Source organism: Novipirellula methanifontis (genome assembly GCF_052161655.1).
Classification (GTDB): Bacteria; Planctomycetota; Planctomycetia; order Pirellulales; family Pirellulaceae; genus Novipirellula.
The window spans coordinates 7,621,154-7,642,111 of record NZ_CP197418.1; the positions used below are offsets into that span (position 1 = coordinate 7,621,154).

The window sequence follows — 20,958 nt, forward strand, 5'->3', positions numbered from 1 at the left end:
TGCTGAAAACTACCTTGACGCAATTCCGATGAATTATTTACTAAACTGTCCCCACCGTTTTCGCCAACGCGGTCGGCCGAGCAATTTCGCTGGCCTCATGGCAATCTCCCCCCTTTCCACAGGATCGCAGATGTTCCGAATGTTCATGATCGGAATCGCTTTGACATTGCTTCCCACCGTCGCTTCGGCGGCACAGCCTCCACGCGCCGCTGCAACGATGGCGCCCGCGAACGAGGTCGTGCGTTATCAGTTGAAGGATTGGAAGGCGAAGCACATCCACGATGCGAAAAAAGCCGACACGATTGCCAAAACGCTGAAAAAACTCGGATGCGAAGTCAAAACCGATCAGCACAACGGGCACATGGACGTGAAATACCGCTGTCCTGAATGGCACGAATTGAAGCTAGATACGCACGACGACGCTCACAAGTGGGAAAAATGGCTCAAAGAGTTCCACTTCACCACCGAACACAAACACTGAGAGAGTCGATTGAGTTCACCAATTACCACTGCTCGCATGGCGATCGAAGCGGCGAGTTTTGCCAGCCAAATGGTCGGCGAACTGGCTAGCGGCGTATCGAAAGCGGTCGGATTCGACGAAGTGCTGCAGAGCGGCTCGGCTGAAAACGAGCCTGTCAGCGAATCAAAACTTCGTTCGATGATCGATCAAGTCGCAGCCGCGATCCGCTCGCGGCTCGAAGCAGCTGGAATCGGCGTGAACCCACCCGTGGAAGTTGCTGTCAGTGATAGTGCACAGGAATTGGGCAGCAGTTTGACCGTTTCTTCACACCACCCTCGGGCGGCGGAGATCGAGTCGATTTTGGTGTCTGAGTCTAAAATTGTCGACCAATTGCAGCGAATTCGCACCGCATCGAACATCGATCGAATCGTGGTTTCGGACCGCAGTTAAGCCACGAAATGAAAATTGATCAGGAAGTCAAAATAGCGGGATCAGCTACACTTGACGCAGACGGCGATCAAAGCGAACATACCCCGTAGCGATCAAAATCGCAGAGCCGGAGGATAAGCGAATGGCTAGCAGGCTGATTCGAAATCAGTTGTCCAGAAATGGATTGCGGGTTCGAGTCCCGTGTCCTCCGCTTTAGAGCCACTTGCCGCCAGTCGGTAAGTGGCTATTTTCATTGGTATTCACGTCGTTTACGCGTCTTTCTCGGGCGATTAATTTTGTCTCGAAAACACGATGTTCCGATAAATGTTCCGATAAGAAGCCTGTCAGGGACCGCAATGTTCCGATAAGACCGGCAGGAGTGCTGCCAAATGGTCACGCGAGCGCGTCGTCAGTGGAAACCCGACAGCCGGGGATACTACACCCGTCAGATAGGCTGGAAGCTAAGTAAATCCAGCAGCAGCACAAATTCATCTTAGGTACCGACCTCCGCCAGGCTGAGATTCGCGAGGTCAAGCTTCGGGAAATTTGGACTGTAATCGCGAACCGCTCGCGCGAACCGGACCCACTCCGGTGCGAAACCGAATTAGAAGTCGCCCGGAGCCACCGCCAAAGGGGCAAGTGAGTTTGTCCTGCCCCGCAACGGCGGTGAGACGCCGACGAACTACGCGGAGCGACTGCAGAGACTCCAAAAGCGTTTCACGGTCATTCTCGTTCTGCCGGAGGATCGACGTGCCTATCGAATCGGTGAGGAAAATCTGACGAGATTGGAAGTAATCAACGACGATGGCCAACTTGCATCCGTCCACACGCGACTGGAAAACGTGGATCCCGCGAAAATTCTGGCGATGCAAGAGTCTGAGAGGGTGCTTGTTGCTGCGTAAATGCCGCTCACTGGGCGGGCACTGCTCTGGATAAATCCACCATAGCCGGCAACACAAACTAAATGATCCCGAATCACTTCGATCGGTTGATCAAACGCATTCGTGCCGATGGCCACGACATTAGGTCATTGTCGTTTGGAAACTCCGCAAGACTGGCAGTCAGCTTATCAAGCGTTTCTCTGACGGGGAAATCATGGGAGTGTTCGATTGCCATGGGAAACCCGTCAAAAGTGACGCTCTGACTGATACGTACAGCAATCGTCCATCTGGTCGCGTCTTCACCGCAATTCGCAATGTCCAAGAATATCTGCAGCCCGTGTTTGCTGAAGCGGGCAACGACCCTTTCACTACGCGGGACATAACACCAAGCCAGTGATCATCGTCGCCATCTCAGGACGTGCTCGCATTCGTGGAATCTTCCAAAGACGAACGCACCAACGTGTTACTCATGAATAGGCCAGGGGTGATGCTTCGGATAACCGCAATGTAACTTCGTTTGCTGTGCACGTCGCATCCTCATCCCGCACGGCGAATCTCATGTGGGACGGGACTGCGCATCAGAAGCGGCGGCGGCTGAGTTATCAGTTAAACTCGCAGGTTCCATTGATTTTTGCAGACCATCACGCACCTCCGCAACAAGTATCAGTTTGCCAAGGAAAGGAATCGTCCGGCGACAAATGTACCGGTTCCTTCCCAGAAAGCATGGCGAGGATGGTTTGCGGGAGCGTACGCTCGTACGCTCCGAAGATTGTATTGCATCATTTTCTTCAGCCTGTCTGTCAGATTTCCAGGACAATTCAGCGACGTCCAGCATAAATTCCACAGGATCGGTTCGTAGTCCTCCTGCTTCATCTGCTTGGTCTCGCTCGCCCTCACCTAATTGATTTTCTCACTTAGCTTTTTCATAACGTGAAAGCGGCCCAAGATCCGAACCGTGTGACTCGCTTTTTCAGCAGCGACTTTGAGGTAGCTTGACCACATGTTACTGCAAATGCATTTCACACTACTCATAGTTAAATCGGAGAACGCCCACAAGAAATCGTTAATGCTTTCTTCGGTTCGGTCCTTTGCTACATAGAGCAAACGCCGACAGTTGGGGGAAACTTGATAGACAAGCGTCAGGTATTTTTGACCGCGTCGAAACTGAATCTCATCGACACCAATGGCTCGGATTTTCCCTAATTCAAGGTGCACCAGTCCCCATCGGACAACCCACTCAATGGACCGAAAAACGGTGTCCCAGCTGGTTCCGAAACGTTTGGCTGGTTCTTGCCAGCTGAGGCTACGTGCCCAATTGGCAAGGAAAATCCGGAAGCTCCGCGTGGTGCGTTGCCTGCATTCGCACCAAGGGACACATTCGACGATGACGCCACAATCAGGGCAGTCGACTCGTCTCATGGCGTAAAAGAAGAGTACTGGAATATTCCAAAGCGGAATGAATTGAAACTCTCGTTTGGCGAGCCCATCCTACCCTGAACGTTTTTCTGCAACCGCTGACTGAAGAGTTCAGGTCGCCGGTCGTTGTTGTCGATCCAGACTTCGACGCATCGCTTGCGGCGGTCGAAGAAAGAAGACTCAACATGATTTCAGAGACCACTGCGTCCGCGAATCCGTTATGGAGCATTGCCGTTGTCGCCTAAGGAGCCACTTTCCCACTATCGACACAGCACTGCACCCGAGGCGGTACCACTACTGGAGAACGAACCGCTTCAGTAGCAATTGCTGTCACTCGAGAAGAACGCAGGACGATTAGCATTAAAGTCTTTTAAAATCGCGTCGAGAGATTGACGGCCCGCGAAACGCAGTGAAACGAGCATCCAGAGATTGATTAAGCCCGTTTATATCGCTGCTGGCACAGTAAACTGAAGTCAATCGTACTGTCAATCGCCAACGAATATCGTAGCGTCCCCGATCGTTAGAGTCACTTGGGGTGCATGACATGGTCTGTTAGACTACCGGAGTTTGGTCTTGCGGCGATGGCGGAAGCCATCGTTTTTGGCGGCCTCGTTGATCCCAATAGGCATCCCGATCGTGGATTTCGCTCGGGTCGGCGGCTTTGATTTGAAGCCACGGTTCGAGCAACTCGTCTCGCCAAAATGTTTCGCCCCCTTTGATCCGCTTGTTGATTTGTTTCTGATCGGCGTACTTCATCTGCTCAACGTTGTTGATCAGATAGGCAGTCTCGCGGCCAAACGCTCCGGGCGATTATCTACTCTACGCTCGGCAGCGGTCTTTTGTAACGTCTCGATCACGCGACCTAATTCACCAGACCACACTCAAGCTAGCCAAACGTGATTCAGTGACCCATCCTCTTCGATTCAACCACTCGAAGCATCGCCACAGAGCAAGCGTAGCTCTGCGCTTACATTAAAACCTTAGTCGACATGGTGTGTGAAAAGTGCTATGGCCAGTGCCACCAGTTGACCTTCCCATCGTTCTCCATGAACACTTTGGATTTGCCAGATTAACGTCTCGGTGGAACGCCTCGCCCGCTCGAGAAGGTCGCGGCCAAGGCGAGTGGTGACGATTGTTTCCACTTGCGGATCGCCTCTGCTCCAGCGTGGTAATCGCGAAGACTTTTGATTTTGATCGGGTTCTTCTTTTGTCCCAACGGTCGCATGTTCGAATTATGTGTCCTCTAATAATTGGGGCCTTCCAGGCTGCGTGCCTCGGAACGTACATCGTGCAAAATTTCCTGCCGCCCCCAGTCGAAGCTGCAAACCATTCATGCACCCATTAGAACGATTGTCTGTTTTTAAAGGATTGTATGGGTGGATATGGGAATGTAGAATGCTTGCCCAACTGCGTGCCGGGGGGTCACCCCCCACCCTACCCCGCTCCAGGTAAAGCACTCGTCTTCGTATTGCGGCATTTCCGCTGCCCTGCAAAAGGTCAAGACCAATAATGTTTCCAAAAGCCCAAAAAAATCGATCCAAACGCACTTCTTCTCAACTGCGTCGCCGCCGAATGATGTGCGAGTCATTGGAAGATCGACGGTTAATGACCGCCACGATCGGAAACAATATCGGTGTCGGGACTCAGCTGAACCATTACCGATTGGCGATTGCGGCAACAGCGGAGTACACCGCTTACTTCGGTGGTCAAACGGGGGCACTTGCGCAGGTGCAAAGCTTTGTGGCGGACATCAACGCGGTCTTTGAAAAAGAGTTCGCGGTTCATTTGGATCTTGTCTCGGGGACCAATACGCTTTTCACCAATGCGGCGACCGATGGATACACCAACGGTGACCAGAGTGTGATGATCAATGAGAACACCCCGATTTTAAATTCGGTACTTGGGAATGCCGCTTACGATATCGGGCATGTTCTTGGTACTGCATCTAGCGCGGGCGGCGGCCTGGCACAGCTCGGTTCTGTCAACGATACAACTGGTAAAGGCCGCGGTGCCTCCGTTTCGCAAGCTCCGGTTGGACAGGGATGGTTCAATGTGGTCATTCACGAATTAGCGCATCAGTTCGGTGCCGCTCATACATTCAACGCCAATGCATTCGCATCTGCAATCGGTAACCGCACAGCGTCCAATGCATATGAGCCGGCCAGTGGTTCAACCTTGATGAGTTACGCTGGGATTTCGGGCGCGGATAATCTGCAAAGCTCATCGGATCCCTACTTCCACGCCGCGAGTTTTGAACAAGTTCAAGAGTTTATCGCCGGAGCAGGTACGCCGAATTCAACGAGCCCGATCAGCAATGCTACTCCCGCGGTAAACGGTGGCTCGAACTATACGATTCCCGCGCAGACGCCCTTTGCTCTGACGGCGGTAGGTTCCGACACCAACGCTGGCGACACGCTGACGTATACTTGGGAGCAGTTGGACCTTGGGGCGGCAATGAGTTTACCGCTGACCGACAATGGCAGCAGTCCGCTGTTTCGCGCGTTTGAGCCAACGACGACTGCGACGCGAGTCTTTCCGCGGCTTGAGGATCTTGTCAACAACGTCAACACGGCTGCGATCGGTGAAAAGCTTCCCACTACAACTCGCAGCTTGAATTTCCGCACCACCGTCCGCGACGGCCAAAATGGTGTCAATTCCGACGACGTGCTACTCAACGTCGTCGATACGGGGACTCCGTTCGCAGTCACGTCGCCCAATACGGCTACGAATTGGACTGGCGGGACTTCGCAAACGATTGCCTGGAACGTTGCCGGCACGACGGGCAACGGCATCAATACCGCAGACGTCGGCATCGATCTTTCGCTCGATGGTGGTTTGACTTATCCGTTTGTCCTTGCTGCTTCAACGCCGAACGACGGTACCGAAACACTCACCGTTCCCAACTTTAACGCGAGTGAAGCTCGCGTACGGGTTCGCGGCATTGGGAACGTATTCTTTGATATCTCCGACGCGAATTTCACAATCACGGCCAATGCGTCTGTGCCTGGAATCACAGTTACTCAGTCAGATGGATCGACCATCGTGGGTGAAGCAGGTCTGCTCGGTGGACAAACAATCGACACGTACCAACTCGCACGCACCACTTCGACAGCGGGAACGACGACAATTTTGGTCAGTGCTGATAGTCAAACCGAACTCAGTATCGACGGCACTAACTTTTCATCATCGATTGCCGTCGGGCTCAATGGAACGACTGCTGCAACTGTTTATGTGCGTGGCTTTGACGACACGGCCCAAGAAGGGATTCACTACGGAAACATCACGCATGTGGTGTCCGCTAGCGCTGATCCGAATTACACAACTTCGATGATCCTTCAATCACTTTCGCCTACAATCGCCGATGACGAACTACAACCTGTGATTGGTGTGGATCTCGACCGTGCGCCAGGACAAGCCGGTGTGACACCGCCAGATCCTACCACACCAACGAATTGGACCCGACTTTCGGACACGTTCGGCAATACAACCGCTAGTTTGCTCCGAGAAGATGGAATCGTGACCGGAGTTGGGTTGACCGTGACTGTAAGTGGCGCCGCTGGGTTGAACCGATCGGAAATTAGTAACCCGCCATTACACTACCCTTCGCTCGAAGGGCTCGAAGGCAACCACCTCGCCACAGAATCCTTGTCGCTGACCTGGACTGGATTGACCCCCGGAACGGATTACAACATTTACTTGATGACGAGTGAGTGGTTCAGCAGCAACTCCGCTGATCAAGAGGTTTCGGTCACTGCCGGAATTACTGTCCCAAATTTCAGTCAGGACACCAGCTCAATTGGATCCGGAATGCTCGTCAACGGCGGGCTAGCGAATGTAGGCAAGTTGCTCGAAGCCGATGCGCTAACGGTTCAGGCTGGCCCAGACGGTAAGATCAGTATTAAGGTGACCGATACGAGCGCTGGCGGAGCGGGGGATGTGATCCTTTCGGGCGCCGCGATTCAGGAAGTCGGCCCAGACATTCGCGGATTCAATATGGTCCAAACTGGAGGCTCGACTGGCGTATCCGAAGCTGGAACTTCGGATACTTTTGCTGTGACGCTGAAGACTCAGCCGACTGGAGATGTGGTGATCAGTACGTCGACGAGCGATAGTGGCGAAGTCGCGGTGAGTCCGGCGTCGCTGACCTTCAATGCGTCGAACTGGAATGTCCCCCAAACGGTCACTGTCACCGGCGTTGACGATGCACTGCCCGATGGCGGGCAAACCGCAGTTGTCATGCTGGCGATCACCCCGACACTGACGCTTGACAATGCTTATGACTCGGTCGGTTCACGTTTGCTCAATGTGCTCAATGACGATAACGAAGGCTCACCATTGGTGGGTGTTGACTTCGAGAGTCCAACCGCCCCAAATAATTCGCCGACAAATTGGACAACGATCACAGGAAGTTTCGGCAGCACCGATACAAACTTGATCAATGAAGATGGGGATGCAACTGCGATTGACCTTGCCATATCAATCGCAGGAGGTGCGACGACTGCGGACACGTCAACTCCGAGCAATTTACCGGATCACACTCCATCGCTTGCGGAGATTGCAGGTCTCCGCCTCGCCACAACGAGTATCACTTTGACGTGGTCAGATTTAACACCTGATGCTGACTATAACGTTTGGCTGTTTGCTGCACGCGTTTTCGGTAATCAGGGCAACCATACCGTGACAATCACCGGTGGAGGCACGAATCCAGCCCCGTTTGTGATGGACGTTGTGGCAGCGGGCGTCGGTACCCTGATGGTAAATAGTAGCGTGGCCAGTTCAGCGAACAACTTACAATCCGACGCGGTCGTTGCCACGGCCAATAGCAGTGGGCAAATCGTAATTGTGGTCAGCAACACCGGAGGAGAGCAACTCATCGGACTCAACGGTGCAGCGATCCAGGAGGTGGCCGCGATTCCCGCTTTGACTGCCGATCTTTCAGTGACAACTCATGGGGACGAAGCCGGCCCCGTTGACATTGTTTACACCGTTACGCTCAATTCGGTCAACAACACCGGAATACCGATCACATTCGATATCGCGGACTTAGCAACGGGCACCGCAACCTCGGGTGCCGACTACACCGCGATCCCAGCGAACTCGCAGATCAGCGTTGCACCAGGTACCACGACTGGCACCTTCACAGTTGATGTGATCAATGACCCCTTCGAGGAGCCCGTTGAAACGGTCAGCGTCCAGATCTCAAATCCCAGCAACGCATCCGTCGTCATCAACGGGGTATCGGCCTCAGCCAACATTGCGGACAATGACGCGTCTGTCGTCCTGACGCTGGATACCGAGAACACGGCAAATACGACGTTAGTGGGCGGCTGGGGGGCAAGTTCATCGGTGCCTGGATTTGACGGAGCCAACTACGGCTTTGCTAAGACTGGGGCCAACGCAACCGCCACTTTTGCTCCGAACATCGCAACGGCCGGACAATACGAGGTCTTTGTCAAATACAGTTCACACCCGAATCGCGCATCAAACGCGTCGGTCAGTGTCGTGCATGCTGACGGAACTCTGGCTACGTCGGTAGACCAACGAACGGGTGGTGGAGTATTCAAATCACTTGGACTATTCAATTTCTCAGTCGGGACGAGTGGCAAAGTCGTTGTCAATGCCGCAGGCTCGGATGGATTTGTAACCGCCGACACGGTTCAATTTGTCCGGGTGGGTGACGTCATCGCTGCACCGTCGGCTGATCTTGCGGGTCCGACTAATGGGCAATCGCTGACTGCTGCGGCGCTCAATGCCGACGGATTCATTGACGTGACCTTTTACTCAACGGAGGGCTTGGATGCCGCAACAGTGACAGACCCTGGCGGCGAGTTCACGATTTCGGGTTCTGGTGTTGGCACTGCCGTGATCGACGGAACGGGTGTGTTGCAGGCGGGATCGACTTACCGATATTCGTTTTTGGGATCGTTTATCCCCGGTGATATCAATGTAAATTTCACGGCAGGATCGTTTGCCAACGTCAGTACCACTGGCAACCTTGCCGAGCAAGAGTCGTTCACGCTGACCGATGGAGCTGTGCGAATTACTTTAGACAATACCGACGCGACGCAAGTCAACAACTGGGCCCCCAGTGCGTCCACCGCTGGCTACGTCGGACCCAATTACTTGTACACAAACGCGGGCGGAGCAGGACGATTGGTTTACACACCGACCATTCCGACCGATGGCTCCTATGAAGTTTTCGTCAATTACACAGATGGTAGTTCGCGAGCCTCCAACGCGGCTTATGAAGTGGTCTCACAGAATGGAACCTCGGTCGTACGTGTGGATCAACGCACCGGTGGCGGAGTGTATCAATCGCTCGGCACGTTCAATTTCTTGGCCGGCACTTCGGGCAGCGTGACGCTACGAGGGTTCGATGCAGATGGCTTCGTCGTCGGTGATGCCATGCAGTTTGTCCGAGTCGGCAGCACGACCGGTGCGCCGACTGCAACCCTTGCTGATCCCGTCGCCGGTGCCTCAATCGTGGTGACCACGATCAATGGTCAAGACTACATCGATGTTACGTTCAATGACACTTCGGGCGCAGGCCTGAACTTGGCGACGATCACAGATTTAGAGGAGGAATTTACGCTAAGTGGAGCCGGTGCTGCGGCGGTGACTGTTAATGGCGCAGCGACACTCGTCTCAGGCACAACCTACCGTTACGCCACGACTGGTGATTTTTCACCTGGAGCGGTGGACGCGGTCTTTGCGGCAGGAACCTTCGCTGACCTGTCAGGGAATCAGAACATCGATTCGATCGCTAGTTTTGTTGTCGCCGAAGACTTACAAGAAGAAGTGATCGTCGACAATTCGGGTCCTGGGTTTGCTGTGAATGATCCAAGCTCACAGTTTTTCAGCAGTAGCTCAGCGGGCGGCTTTGTCGGCTCGAACTACATAGCCGCACCCGCCGGCTCGACAGCAACAGCGACCTGGACACCGACTCTTGCCAATTCCGGTCAGCAGTACCAAGTCTATGTTCGCTACACGTCGCACCCTATGCGAGCGACCAACGCGACCTACGTGGTAACTCACGATAATGGAACGACGACGACAGTAACCATCGACCAAACGAGCGGCGGTGGAAGCTGGGTGTCGCTAGGGACATTCACGCTCAACGACGGAACGGCGTCGGTGCAACTCCAAACGACCGGTGCCAACCAGTATGTCGTCGCCGATGCCGTGCGGTTCGTTTTGATGTAGTGAAGATGGCGTTTTTCGCAACAGGGTGCGATCGCTGCCTCACGATTACCAACTTGAATGCGTCGGCGAGGGAGACCTTACAAGCCCGGTGCGCTCCTCCGCCAGTCCTTTCGGTTTGGTGTTGGTTTTCGTGCAATTCACGCAGTTTTACGATCAAGGGATCGTACCGTTCCAGTTGAATGCTACGGTTTCATGCTGGATTCGTGAACGGAAACTTTTTGATTTTTTTGACGGTGCCGGTTGATTGGCGATTGCAAACCGTCGCATTGCGCAATCCAATAACCTTATGGGGGGCGACTTACTACGCCATCCAGGTGCCCCCGGCATGCAAGATCGCTGTCTGGTTCGATGACAATTCATGAATCATCGAGCATTTTTAACGAGATGTGAGCGTGACTGAACATTCCAGTATCGATTTACTTGCTCTAAGTCGCTCCTCAGCGCCACCTAGATTCCGAGAAGTACGCTACGAGGCGACCGCCACTTTCCACGATCTTCTGCAAGAGTGTACCAACGACAAGTCTCTGCGGTTTCCTTTGCTTGCGGTTGCAATCATGTCGGGTGGGATGTCCTTAAGATGTAGCCAGCAAGTCAACGCCGCAGGCGTATTGACGATTGACAAAGTCTCTATTGAAGCGGGTGGATCATGACGGCTTTGTCAAACACTCCAGTAGTCGCTCCTGGCGGAACATCTTGGCTCAACACCATTTCGTCGCGTTATTTTCTCGACTGGTTATTACAGCATCGCTGCAGTCTGGGCTTTACGACTTATCAGACTGGCAAGCTCTTTCTTGTCGGTTGTAGGTCGGCCAATGGCGCTGGTGTTCCAACCGACGAGTCAGATCAGGCCATCTCTGTTTTTGAGCGAACCTACAACCACTGCATGGGAATGTGTGCGTCGCCCGACGGACAAACCATTTGGTTGAGTTCGAGATATCAGATCTGGCGAATGGAGCGAGCACCGGCGAACGCGGTTCCGTACCGACCAGTCGAAGCGATGACGACAGATGGCGATGATGCTAATCAGACTCCGCAATGGGTCGGACGCGGTTACGACTTCGCCTACATTCCACGAGTTGGCTACACCACCGGGTATGTTGATGTGCATGACATGGGTGTTGATGCAGACGGTCGATTGATTTTCGTCAATACGATGTTCGGTTGCTTGGCGACTTTCAGTGAAAGGGCAAACTTCAAACCGTTATGGCGTCCACCGTTCTTGAGTGCGCTGGTTCCTGAGGATCGGTGTCACTTAAATGGATTGGCAATGCGCAACGGTCAGCCCGCGTTTGTAACGGTCGTCAGCTGTTCGGACGTCGCGGACGGTTGGCGCGACAAACGTCACGAGGGCGGCTGCGTGCTGGATGTCGAATCGGGCGAAACCGTCTGCTCGGGTCTTTCGATGCCGCACGCACCCCGCTGGTATCGCGACCGTCTATGGGTACTCAATTCTGGCACGGGTGAATTTGGACATGTGGATCTCGACTCAGGCCGCTTCGTATCGATCGCGTTTTGCCCCGGTTATCTGCGTGGATTGACGTTCCATGGTGACTACGCGATCGCCACCCTATCCAAACCGCGGCACTTGACGTTCCAGGGGCTAGCACTGAACGAGCGACTGGATAAGAAGGGTGCGGAACCACAATGCGGTTTGCAGATCATCGATCTAAGGACCGGTTCCATCGCCGAATGGCTACGGCTCGATGGATCACTGGTGACTGAACTGTACGACTCGATCGTCTTGCCGGGTGTTCGGCAGCCGATGGCCGTTGGATTCAAGACCAAGGAGATCGAACGACTGATGTTGGTCGAGGAGGAAGATCCATAACGTTGGTGACATACTAGGCGTGTCGATTCAAGTGATTTACAAAATTCTTTGAGAACCATTTTGAAAGCTGATCCCATGAAACTTTCCCAATTGCTTCGGCGACTAACGAAAGTGACGAATGGTCGACGCCATCGGTCCTCTCGTGCAGCCAATTTTCGCTACCTGCGGGATATGTTGAACACGCACAGACGGTTCGAGTGTCTTGAGTCGCGGATGCTACTGTCCGCCGACTTTGGAGACGCACCTGACCTCAGCACATCGACCGGGACGGGAGATTACCAAACCTTGCTTGCCAGCGGCGGGCCAGGTCACACCGTCGTTGCCGGGCTGTTCCTCGGCGACACAGTTGACAGTGACAGCGGCACGCTGCAGAACGTACGAGCGAACGCGGACGATGTCGACGGTGCTTTGCCGGATGACGAAGACGGTGTGTTCGATCCGGCCAACGATCTGCTGGGCAAGGTCGGTGCTGCTCCGACAGTGACTCTGCTAGTGACCAATAGCACTGGCAACACGGCCACGCTGGCGGGCTGGATTGATTACAACAACGATGGCGTGTTTGACGACGCGACGGAACGAACCACGACGACCGTCAATACGGGGACGACCGACGGACGCATTACATTAACGTTTCCAACGATTCCTGCCGGCTTTACTGGCGACACATACGCCCGGTTTCGGTTGAGCACAGACGCCTCGTTCGTGGCAACTCCGACCAGCATCGGTGCGGTCAGCGACGGCGAGTTCGAGGACTATCGATTCTCGAGCGGCCAATGAGCCGGTGACGACGTACCAAACCGGCGAGCTGTTTCTGATTGGACTTCGCGAGGAGGACACGAGTCCTGGAGTTTTGCTTCATCGTTTGTGCACCAGGTTATGTACATACACTTCACCAACGCCAGAAGAGAATCACAATGACAACTCCGCTGCGTAATCGGCTGTTCGCACGGCTTCTGAGTACCAAAAATCGGCGTCAACGAAACGCTGGTAGGTATCGTCACCACCGACGTCGTTTACTTCTCGAATCGCTCGAAGGGCGACGGTTGTTAGCGGTCACAAACTTCACATGGGATGGCGGTGGGGCGAACGACAACTGGACGACGCCCGCGAACTGGGAGGGAGACGTTGCGCCGACGCCATCGGCGGACGTGCAGCTCATCTTTCGTGGCGGTGCAGCGCGTACGGCCAACAACAATGACTTCCCGGCGGGTTCGAACTTCTTCGGGATCGAATTCGCAGGCGGTATCTACAACGTCACCGGTAACGTCGTGGCCCTCGGTGACGGCGGGCTCGCTGCCGGTGACCCGAGCCTGAATACAGTGTTTGCTGATTTTTCACCAAACATCACGTTTTCGGCCGCGGGGGCAATCACGGTGTTGGACAACGGGTTCTTGAACACCAATGCCATCGCGATGGCCAATACCGGACTCACGATAGAAACGGACGGAATACTGCGGATTCAAGGCACAATCTCAGGTGACGGCGACCTCGCAATTACCTCGGGCTCAACCGGGGAAGGCGAGACACACCTCTATGCGGGCAACACTTACACCGGAAGAACATTGGTCAGCACGTTGGCACCATTCGGATCCAAAGATCTTGTGGTTCACCATTCGATGGGCTTGGGTACGGGAGACGAGACTACGGCAACGGGAACTGAACTGGCCAACAATGCACGGGTTGTGCTTCGAGAAGGCATCGCGGTTGCCAACGAAAAGCTCACGTCGACGGGATTCTTTGCAACAATCGAGAGTGAGGGTGGTAATCAGTGGAACGGGGATATTTCCGTAAACCAGATCATGGTGTTTGGATCTTCGGGCAATTCATTCCTTGTTGGCGGAAACATCTCCCACGTCAATCCGCACGCAGGCAGCTCATTGCTTTTCAGTTCGGCAAACAATGGTTTTACAGTGCTGGCGGGATCAAACAGTGTCGTTGGTGAAGTCAGTAGCGGCGTTCCTCTGGTCGTTACCGGCAATGTTACCGCCAATGCTGGATCTGTCATATCCTCAACTCTGCGCGGAACGGGCAGCCTGCTGACTGCACCGGGTAAGACAGTTACCATTCGCAATACGGGCAAGCTTAGCCCAGGCCCGGACATTGGCCCTGGCGTCATGCGTACCGGAAATGTCAAGTTCGATTCCGGCAGTGACTTTGACCTGTTGATCGACGGTACAAGCGATCGCCTCGCCGTCACCGGGACAGTCAACCTTGCCGCCGACCTGCTGGTGTCGCTCGGTACAACAGCACCAGGCGTCGGTGATCAGTTCGTCATCATCAGCAACGACGGAACGGATCCAGTCACGGGAACATTTACAGGGTTGCCTCAGGATTCACAGTTTGAAGTCGACACGACGACTTTTCAGATTTCTTATACCGGCGGTGACGGCAACGATGTGGTCCTGTATACCGTCGACCCCAATGCAACAACGCCGTACGTGCAGTTTACGTCCGCGAGTCAAACGTTTAACGAATCCGAAGTTTCGCAGAAAGAACTTGTTGTCACACTGTCCGCTCCTTCGGCTGTGCCGGTAAACGTCGATCTGCAGATCCCCGCGATCGGGAACAACTCAGCGTTCACGCTGCCACTCACATTTCAACCGGGAAGTACCAGATTCAACCTCGGACTTCCCATTCAGGACAACAATATCGCGGAGGCCGATCGAACATACGTTTTTGCACTTGAATCGCCGAGCGGTGCCAACGTCGGTGCCGTGCCGGAACACGTTGTGATCGTTAAGGACGATGACACCGCTACCGTGGCGTTTGACAGTGTGAGTCAGGAAGTTTTTGAGGACGTTGGTCAGGTTAGCTTTACGGTATCGCTTGGCTCGCTGGCCGGGTTCGACGTGACGGTCCCAGTGACGGTGTCGTCGACGAGTGCTTCGCTCGGTTCGGATTACACGTCGATCCCTACGAGCATCACTATCCTTGCGGGGCAGTCATCAGCGACCGGGATGATCGACATCGTCAACGATTCAGAACGTGAACAGACGGAATCGCTCTATGTGAGATTGGGCACACCGTCAGGTGGCGCTCAACTCGGATTGAACCGAACGCAGAAGGTGACGATTCGCGACGACGATCCGGACGTTGGATTTTCCGAAATCAACTATTTCGTCGATGAAGATGCGGGATTGATCACGACCGAAGTGCATCTTTCCGCACCGACGAATAAGGAGGTAACTGTCACCATCGATTTGCGTTCACAGAGGTCAGCAATTCGTAACGCAGACTTTGAATCTCCTGATAACTTCACGATCACGATTCCCGCTGGATTCACAACCGGACAGGCGTCGCAGGTTACAATTCTTGATGATGTGAAGAGTGAGTTACTAGAATACTTCATCCTTTCCATCGATAATCCCATTCATGCGTCCGTTGACGCTCGTGAGGGTCAATGGGGCTATCAATTGGTCCGGATACGAGACAATGAAAGCCCCACGCTTTCGTTGCTGATGGACGACCAATCGGTTGATGAATCCACTGGTTCTGTGCCATTTACGATTGAGTTAGGTAGCACCATCGAGCAAGATCTATCGGTTAGTCTCTACGTGTGGGGATCTACCACGGCAACGATTGGCAGTGACTTCCATTTACCGACCGGACTCGTGATCCGTGCCGGTGAGCCTCGGGTTTCCGGGGTGCTGACGATTGTCGATGACATGACCCCGAATGAAGGCTCGGAGAAAGTCATTCTTCGCGCGTACGCCCCCTATACTAATGGCTTGATCTACGTTGATACTTCGGCCACGATCACGATCCTGGACAACGACGTCGATTCGAGCGCAACTCCGCAGAATCTGGTCAAACCTGGCGCTGCAACGGCTAACCAGTCGGACGCCGGTGCAACCGCGCCGCCGCAGGCCATCGTGCAGGCGAGGGAAGTTGGAAACTCTGCTTCTGGAGAGGTGAATTCGTCGGTTCCCGTAGTAACGAAAAGCAGTTCCGCAAATCAATTCAGTCAACGAGTCGTCTTGCCCGGTGGTGCCTTCGCAGGAACAACCGTCTTCTTCGACGCCAACCTGAACGGAGTGTTTGATCTCGGCGAACCGACATCCGTGAGCCGCTATGATGCTTCGGTCTCCATCGTGATTCCCGATACGTTCGATCTGAACAACAACCTGCAGCTCGATCCTAACGAAGGGCAATTGATCGCCATTGGCGGTGTTGATACGGCAACGAATTTGCCGCTGGAGTTACAGCTCGCAGCACCATCCGGATTCTTTGCCGTCAGTATGATGTCGACCGTCGTTGCGAACCTGGTCAACGATCATGGCATGACAGTGATCGAAGCTCAGACACGACTACTGGAAGCGTTTGAGCTTCCTGCCGTTGATCTGTTTGCTCTGGATATCGTCGAACTTGCTGCCAAGGGCGATACGCACGCGGCGGCTGTCTTCGCGGGACTTGCCAAGCTGGAAAACTCCGTCGTGGCTGTGTCCAATCTGGTTTCCGGAATCAGTGGCGCTCCGCCAATCTTGGATGTAGGTAATCTCGTTTTCGCGGACATCGCCGCCAGAATCGCGGAGCCAGGATCGCAGCTTGACTTATCTTCGGCCCCCATCGTCAAGACCATCATCAGCAGCGTGATCTTCGACGCGGGGCTGACAGCGGCGAACGATATCAAAACCGGAGCATCACAGATCATCGCCGAGGGGAACCAGCACATTGATGCAATTCCGCTGCAGGCGAATCCCGGATACCTCACAGCAATTGCCCGGGTGCAGACAACCATTCAGGGTGAAGCGTCGCAGCGACTCAAAAGTGTTGCAATGGGACAATCCACGATTGCCGCAGCAGTGCAGGACTACACGGCCACGGCGCTGACAACGAGGATCGACACAGCGATAACGGGCAACGTGGTCACTCCGCTGTTGTATATCGATGACGTTGTGCGGAACGAAGGTGACTCCGGCGACGTCACCTTCGACTTCAAGGTCTTTCTGCAGAATTCACCCGCCCAGCCGGTTTCGGTGAACTGGTCGACCGCCGATGACGAAGGCACGTCCGCTGACAACGACTACGTTCAAGGCAGCGGACAACTGACCTGGGCCGTGGGCGATACTTCACCGCGAACGATCACCGTTATTGGCAGAGGTGATGCAAACGGTGAGGCGGATGAAGCATTCAAGGTTGTGCTGGACAACGTCACCAATGCTGCCCTGCGGCGATCGATCGGCTACGGATTCCTGCTCAACGATGACGTGTTGACTCATACGACGGCCAGCGACGTGTCAGCCAACCGTGTCGTGCTCGGAAGAGACCCCGAGGGACTGTCGTTTATACAAAATGACATACCCATTCAGGACGGATCGTTCCTGAATCCACTGACAGTGAATATCAGCGGACAGGACAACATCGACGACGCTTTGACGCTCGATTTTACCGGGAACACCTATCGTCCGGACACGATTCACTTCTCTGGTGGTGGCGGATCAGGTTTTGATACTGCTGAGATTCTGGGCGGGGAATTCGAGTCGATCACTCAGACACTGACGAACGCCACCGACGGACAGACCGTTTTGAAGCCAGTCGGGGATGATGCAGTCACGTTTCACTGGGCGGGACTGGAACCCTTCCTGATGAATCTCGGCTCAGTGGATCATGTGACTTTCAACCTGCCCGACGGGGTCACGACGGCGATTCTTGAGGATGCAGACCCCACGGATGACAGCCAACCGGGACAACTGCAGTTGCGGAGTCCCAACGGTCATTTCGAAACGACGATCTTCACGAATCCCGGCCAGACACTGACCATCAACGGCGGCAACGGAGCCGACACGATCACGATCGGCGATCTTGATCCAGTGTTCACGGGAACGATTCTAATTGCCGCCACGGCACTCGGCAGTGACACCGTCACCACAAACCACACTGGCTGGACACCTGCGGGCAATCAACTAATTGAAGGCACGAGTTACGACGTTTTCACTAAAGGGACGGCACCGAATGTTGTGTCGCTGAAAGTTGAATATGTTCCACCGCCCAACCACGCTCCAACGGATCTTGGTCTATCCGCCAGCACGGTCGTGGGGAATCAGCCTACCGGAACAGTCGTAGGAACGCTCTCGACGATAGACCCGGATTCTGGGGACACGTTCACATACAGCCTGGTCACGGGCGCAGGCGATACAGACAACGCTAGCTTTACGCTCGTTGGCGATGTGCTAAAGACAAATGAGATTTTTGACTTCGAGACACAATCGTCCTATTCGATCCGAATTCGGGCAACGGATTCGTTCGGAGCATTCGTTGACAAGCAATTTGCAATCCAAGTTGTGGGCAGTGTCATCAAGCTGGATACCGAGAATATAGCTACGACAACGCTTGCCGGTGGATGGAGCCCCAGCGATTCGGTACCTGGTTTCGAAGGCGCAAACTATGTTCACACATCGCCAGGATCCAACTCGACCGCCACGCTTACACCGAACATTGAATTCGCGGGTCAGTACGAAGTGTTCCTGAAACATAGTTCGCACGCCAATCGTGCGAGCAATGCCAAAGTCAGTGTGACGCACGAGGATGGAACGTTTTCGATCTTGCAAAACCAGAAAACTGGCGGAGGTGTGTTCCATTCACTTGGCTTGTTCAACTTTGCAACAGGCACCGCTGGTCATGTCGTAATCGACGCCGCTGGTTCCGATGGGTACGTCACCGCAGATGCGTTTCAATTTTGGTATATTGGTGAAGTCGTTCCTATACCGGCGGCTGACCTTGCAGGTCCGACTAATGGGCAATCTCTGACTGCTACGGCGCTGAATGCCGACGGATTCATTGACGTGACCTTTAACTCAACGGTGGGCTTGGACACGGCAACGGTTACAGATGTTGATGCCGAGTTCACGGTTTCGGGTTCTGGTGTTGGCACTGTCGTGATCGACGGAACCGGTGTCCTACAGACGGGAACGACCTACCGATATTCGTTTACCGGATCGTTTGTCCCCGGCAGCGTCAATGTGAATTTCACAGCAGGATCGTTTTCCAACCTCAGTACCACTGGCAACCTTGCCGAGCAAGAGTCGTTTACAGTGACCGATGGCATGGTGCGAATCACTCTGGATAACACGGACGCGACGCAAGTCAACAACTGGGGCGTCAGCGCGTCCACGGTTGGCTACGTCGGACCGAATTACCTCTACACCATTGCCGGTGGTGCAGGGCGGTTGGTTTACACACCGACCATTCCGTCGGCTGGCTCCTATGAAGTGTTCGTCAATTACACAAGCGGTAGTTCGCGAGCCTCTAACGCGGCTTATGAAGTCGATTCACAAAATGGAACGTCGATCGTACGCGTGGATCAACGCACCGGTGGCGGAGTGTATCAATCGCTCGGCACGTTCAATTTCTTGGCTGGCACTTCGGGCAGCGTGACGCTTCGGGGGGCGGATGCAGACGGCTTCGTCGTAGGTGATGCCGTCCAGTTTGTCCGAGTCGGCAGCACGACCGGTGCGCCGACCGCAACCCTTGCTGATCCCGTCGCCGGTGCCTCCATCGTGGTGACCACAATCAATGGTCGAGACTACGTCGATGTCACGTTCAGCGACACTTCGGGCGCAGGCCTCGACGTTTCAACGATCACGGATTCGCAGCAGGAGTTTACGCTTAGTGGACCCGGCGCAGCTTCGGTGAGTGTTAACGGCTCAGCGACTCTTGTTTCCGGTACAACCTACCGTTACGCCACGACCGGTGACTTTGCACCTGGAGCAGTGGACGCAGTATTTGCCGCTGGAACGTTTGCTGACTCGTTAGGGAATGCGAACATTGATTCGATCGCAAGTTTTGTCGTCACCGAAGACTTACAAGAAGAGGTGATCGTCGACAATTCCGGTCCTGGGTTTACTGTGAATGATCCAAACTCGCAGTTCTTCAACAGCAGTTCGGTCGGCGGTTTTGTCGGCTCGAGCTACTTAGCCGCACCCACCGACTCAACAGCAATTGCGACTTGGACACCAACACTGGCCAATTCCGGCCAGCAGTACCAAGTCTATGTTCGCTACACATCGCACGAACTGCGAGCGACCAACGCGACTTACGAGGTAACACACGATGGGGGAGCAACGACCGTTTTCGTTGACCAAACGAGCGGGGGAGGAACCTGGATATTGTTAGGCTCCTTCATGCTAAGCGATGGTTCCGCGTCGGTGAAGCTCCTAACGGAAGGTGCGAACCAGTATGTTGTTGCCGACGCAGTGCGGTTCGTTTTGCTGTAGTGCAGATGGCATGATGAATCCACTCGCTCGCATTTGAGTCGACGGCGATTTAACCGAGTTTTGGATTTGGCATTTCTTTTCAAAGCTCGGCATCACTCGACCTCAATCCTTGGTGAAAATTCTCGCAGTATTTGCACCAGCAACTAGCCTTGGATCTTATGCTGGCGGTTGATGCGACGACCGCGGTGTTGATGATGGTAGGCGCCCCTAGTTGAGCTCGGTGCAAGGGTCCGAAACAAATTTATGAATTGCTTGTGTACTCTCAAACAATCCAGTAACCTAAACCGTCGATATACTTCTTCGGATATCGATACGCCTCCTTTCACACAAGGCAAGTTTTCACCGGCGTAGTCGTACGAAACATCGAACTGAGGCGAGAAGACAATCATGTCGAATCAATCACGGTGCCGCGATTTCTTGGCGGGGCGTACACGACGACTAAGACTAGAGTCGCTTGAACCTCGAGTTCTTCTGGCAGCCGACCTGGAGATCTCAAATGCATTTTTGGTTGATAGATTTAACAATCCG

The 20,958-nt window shown here is 54.1% G+C and carries 9 protein-coding genes, 1 tRNA gene and 1 pseudogene; 8 read left to right on the plus strand and 3 right to left on the minus strand.

The window, feature by feature from the left end; genetic code table 11:
- Positions 1-130 precede the first annotated feature (130 nt).
- The 3 genes from SH528x_RS27270 to SH528x_RS27280 all read left to right on the plus strand — a co-directional run bounded on the left by SH528x_RS27270 (position 131) and on the right by SH528x_RS27280 (position 1,100).
- Positions 131-481: a hypothetical protein gene (locus tag SH528x_RS27270; RefSeq protein ID WP_442506603.1), complete on the plus strand. Its 351-nt coding sequence runs from the start codon at positions 131-133 to the stop codon at positions 479-481.
- Between the two features lie 9 nt (positions 482-490).
- Complete coding sequence (locus SH528x_RS27275) at positions 491-910, plus strand: hypothetical protein (RefSeq protein ID WP_442506604.1); 420 nt, start codon at positions 491-493, stop codon at positions 908-910.
- A 108-nt stretch (positions 911-1,018) separates the two neighbouring features.
- Positions 1,019-1,100: transfer RNA gene (locus SH528x_RS27280), tRNA-Ser, on the plus strand.
- Positions 1,101-2,667: 1,567 nt separating this feature from the next.
- On the opposite strand, the gene SH528x_RS27285 is transcribed toward SH528x_RS27280, so the two are convergent.
- The 3 genes from SH528x_RS27285 to SH528x_RS27295 form a co-directional block, all read right to left on the minus strand.
- A complete protein-coding gene (locus SH528x_RS27285) occupies positions 2,668-3,189 on the minus strand; it encodes a transposase (RefSeq protein ID WP_442506605.1) in 522 nt (173 codons plus the stop codon).
- 549 nt (positions 3,190-3,738) lie between these two features.
- A complete protein-coding gene (locus tag SH528x_RS27290) occupies positions 3,739-3,942 on the minus strand; it encodes a hypothetical protein (protein ID WP_442506606.1) in 204 nt (67 codons plus the stop codon).
- A 313-nt stretch (positions 3,943-4,255) separates the two neighbouring features.
- Positions 4,256-4,411 (minus strand): hypothetical protein, encoded by a 156-nt coding sequence (locus tag SH528x_RS27295; protein ID WP_442506607.1) that lies wholly within the window; start codon positions 4,409-4,411, stop codon positions 4,256-4,258.
- Between the two features lie 284 nt (positions 4,412-4,695).
- Here SH528x_RS27295 and SH528x_RS27300 point away from each other — a divergent pair, with 284 nt between their 5' ends.
- From SH528x_RS27300 to SH528x_RS27320, 5 genes and pseudogenes are all read left to right on the plus strand, one after another.
- Positions 4,696-10,389 carry a golvesin C-terminal-like domain-containing protein gene (locus tag SH528x_RS27300; RefSeq protein WP_442506608.1) on the plus strand — a complete coding sequence of 1,898 codons (5,694 nt, stop codon included), beginning with the start codon at positions 4,696-4,698 and terminating at the stop codon, positions 10,387-10,389.
- A 646-nt stretch (positions 10,390-11,035) separates the two neighbouring features.
- Positions 11,036-12,217 carry a TIGR03032 family protein gene (locus tag SH528x_RS27305; protein ID WP_442506609.1) on the plus strand — a complete coding sequence of 394 codons (1,182 nt, stop codon included), beginning with the start codon at positions 11,036-11,038 and terminating at the stop codon, positions 12,215-12,217.
- 75 nt (positions 12,218-12,292) lie between these two features.
- A complete protein-coding gene (locus tag SH528x_RS27310; RefSeq protein ID WP_442506610.1) occupies positions 12,293-12,994 on the plus strand; it encodes a GEVED domain-containing protein in 702 nt (233 codons plus the stop codon).
- A gap of 137 nt (positions 12,995-13,131) precedes the next feature.
- Positions 13,132-20,430 carry a golvesin C-terminal-like domain-containing protein gene (locus tag SH528x_RS27315; RefSeq protein ID WP_442506611.1) on the plus strand — a complete coding sequence of 2,433 codons (7,299 nt, stop codon included), beginning with the start codon at positions 13,132-13,134 and terminating at the stop codon, positions 20,428-20,430.
- A 387-nt stretch (positions 20,431-20,817) separates the two neighbouring features.
- Positions 20,818-20,916, plus strand: a pseudogene (locus SH528x_RS27320) (LEPR-XLL domain-containing protein); the annotation flags it as partial.
- Between the last annotated feature and the right edge of the window lie 42 nt (positions 20,917-20,958).

Bases quoted from the DNA above. Each gene is read 5' to 3' on its own strand.
- SH528x_RS27270 (WP_442506603.1), top strand. From the start codon at position 131: ATGTTCCGAATGTTCATGATCGGAATCGCTTTGACATTGCTTCCCACC.
- SH528x_RS27285 (WP_442506605.1), bottom strand. From the start codon at position 3,189: ATGAGACGAGTCGACTGCCCTGATTGTGGCGTCATCGTCGAATGTGTC.
- SH528x_RS27290 (WP_442506606.1), bottom strand. From the start codon at position 3,942: ATGAAGTACGCCGATCAGAAACAAATCAACAAGCGGATCAAAGGGGGC.
- SH528x_RS27295 (WP_442506607.1), bottom strand. From the start codon at position 4,411: ATGCGACCGTTGGGACAAAAGAAGAACCCGATCAAAATCAAAAGTCTT.
- SH528x_RS27300 (WP_442506608.1), top strand. From the start codon at position 4,696: ATGTTTCCAAAAGCCCAAAAAAATCGATCCAAACGCACTTCTTCTCAA.
- SH528x_RS27305 (WP_442506609.1), top strand. From the start codon at position 11,036: ATGACGGCTTTGTCAAACACTCCAGTAGTCGCTCCTGGCGGAACATCT.
- SH528x_RS27310 (WP_442506610.1), top strand. From the start codon at position 12,293: ATGAAACTTTCCCAATTGCTTCGGCGACTAACGAAAGTGACGAATGGT.
- SH528x_RS27315 (WP_442506611.1), top strand. From the start codon at position 13,132: ATGACAACTCCGCTGCGTAATCGGCTGTTCGCACGGCTTCTGAGTACC.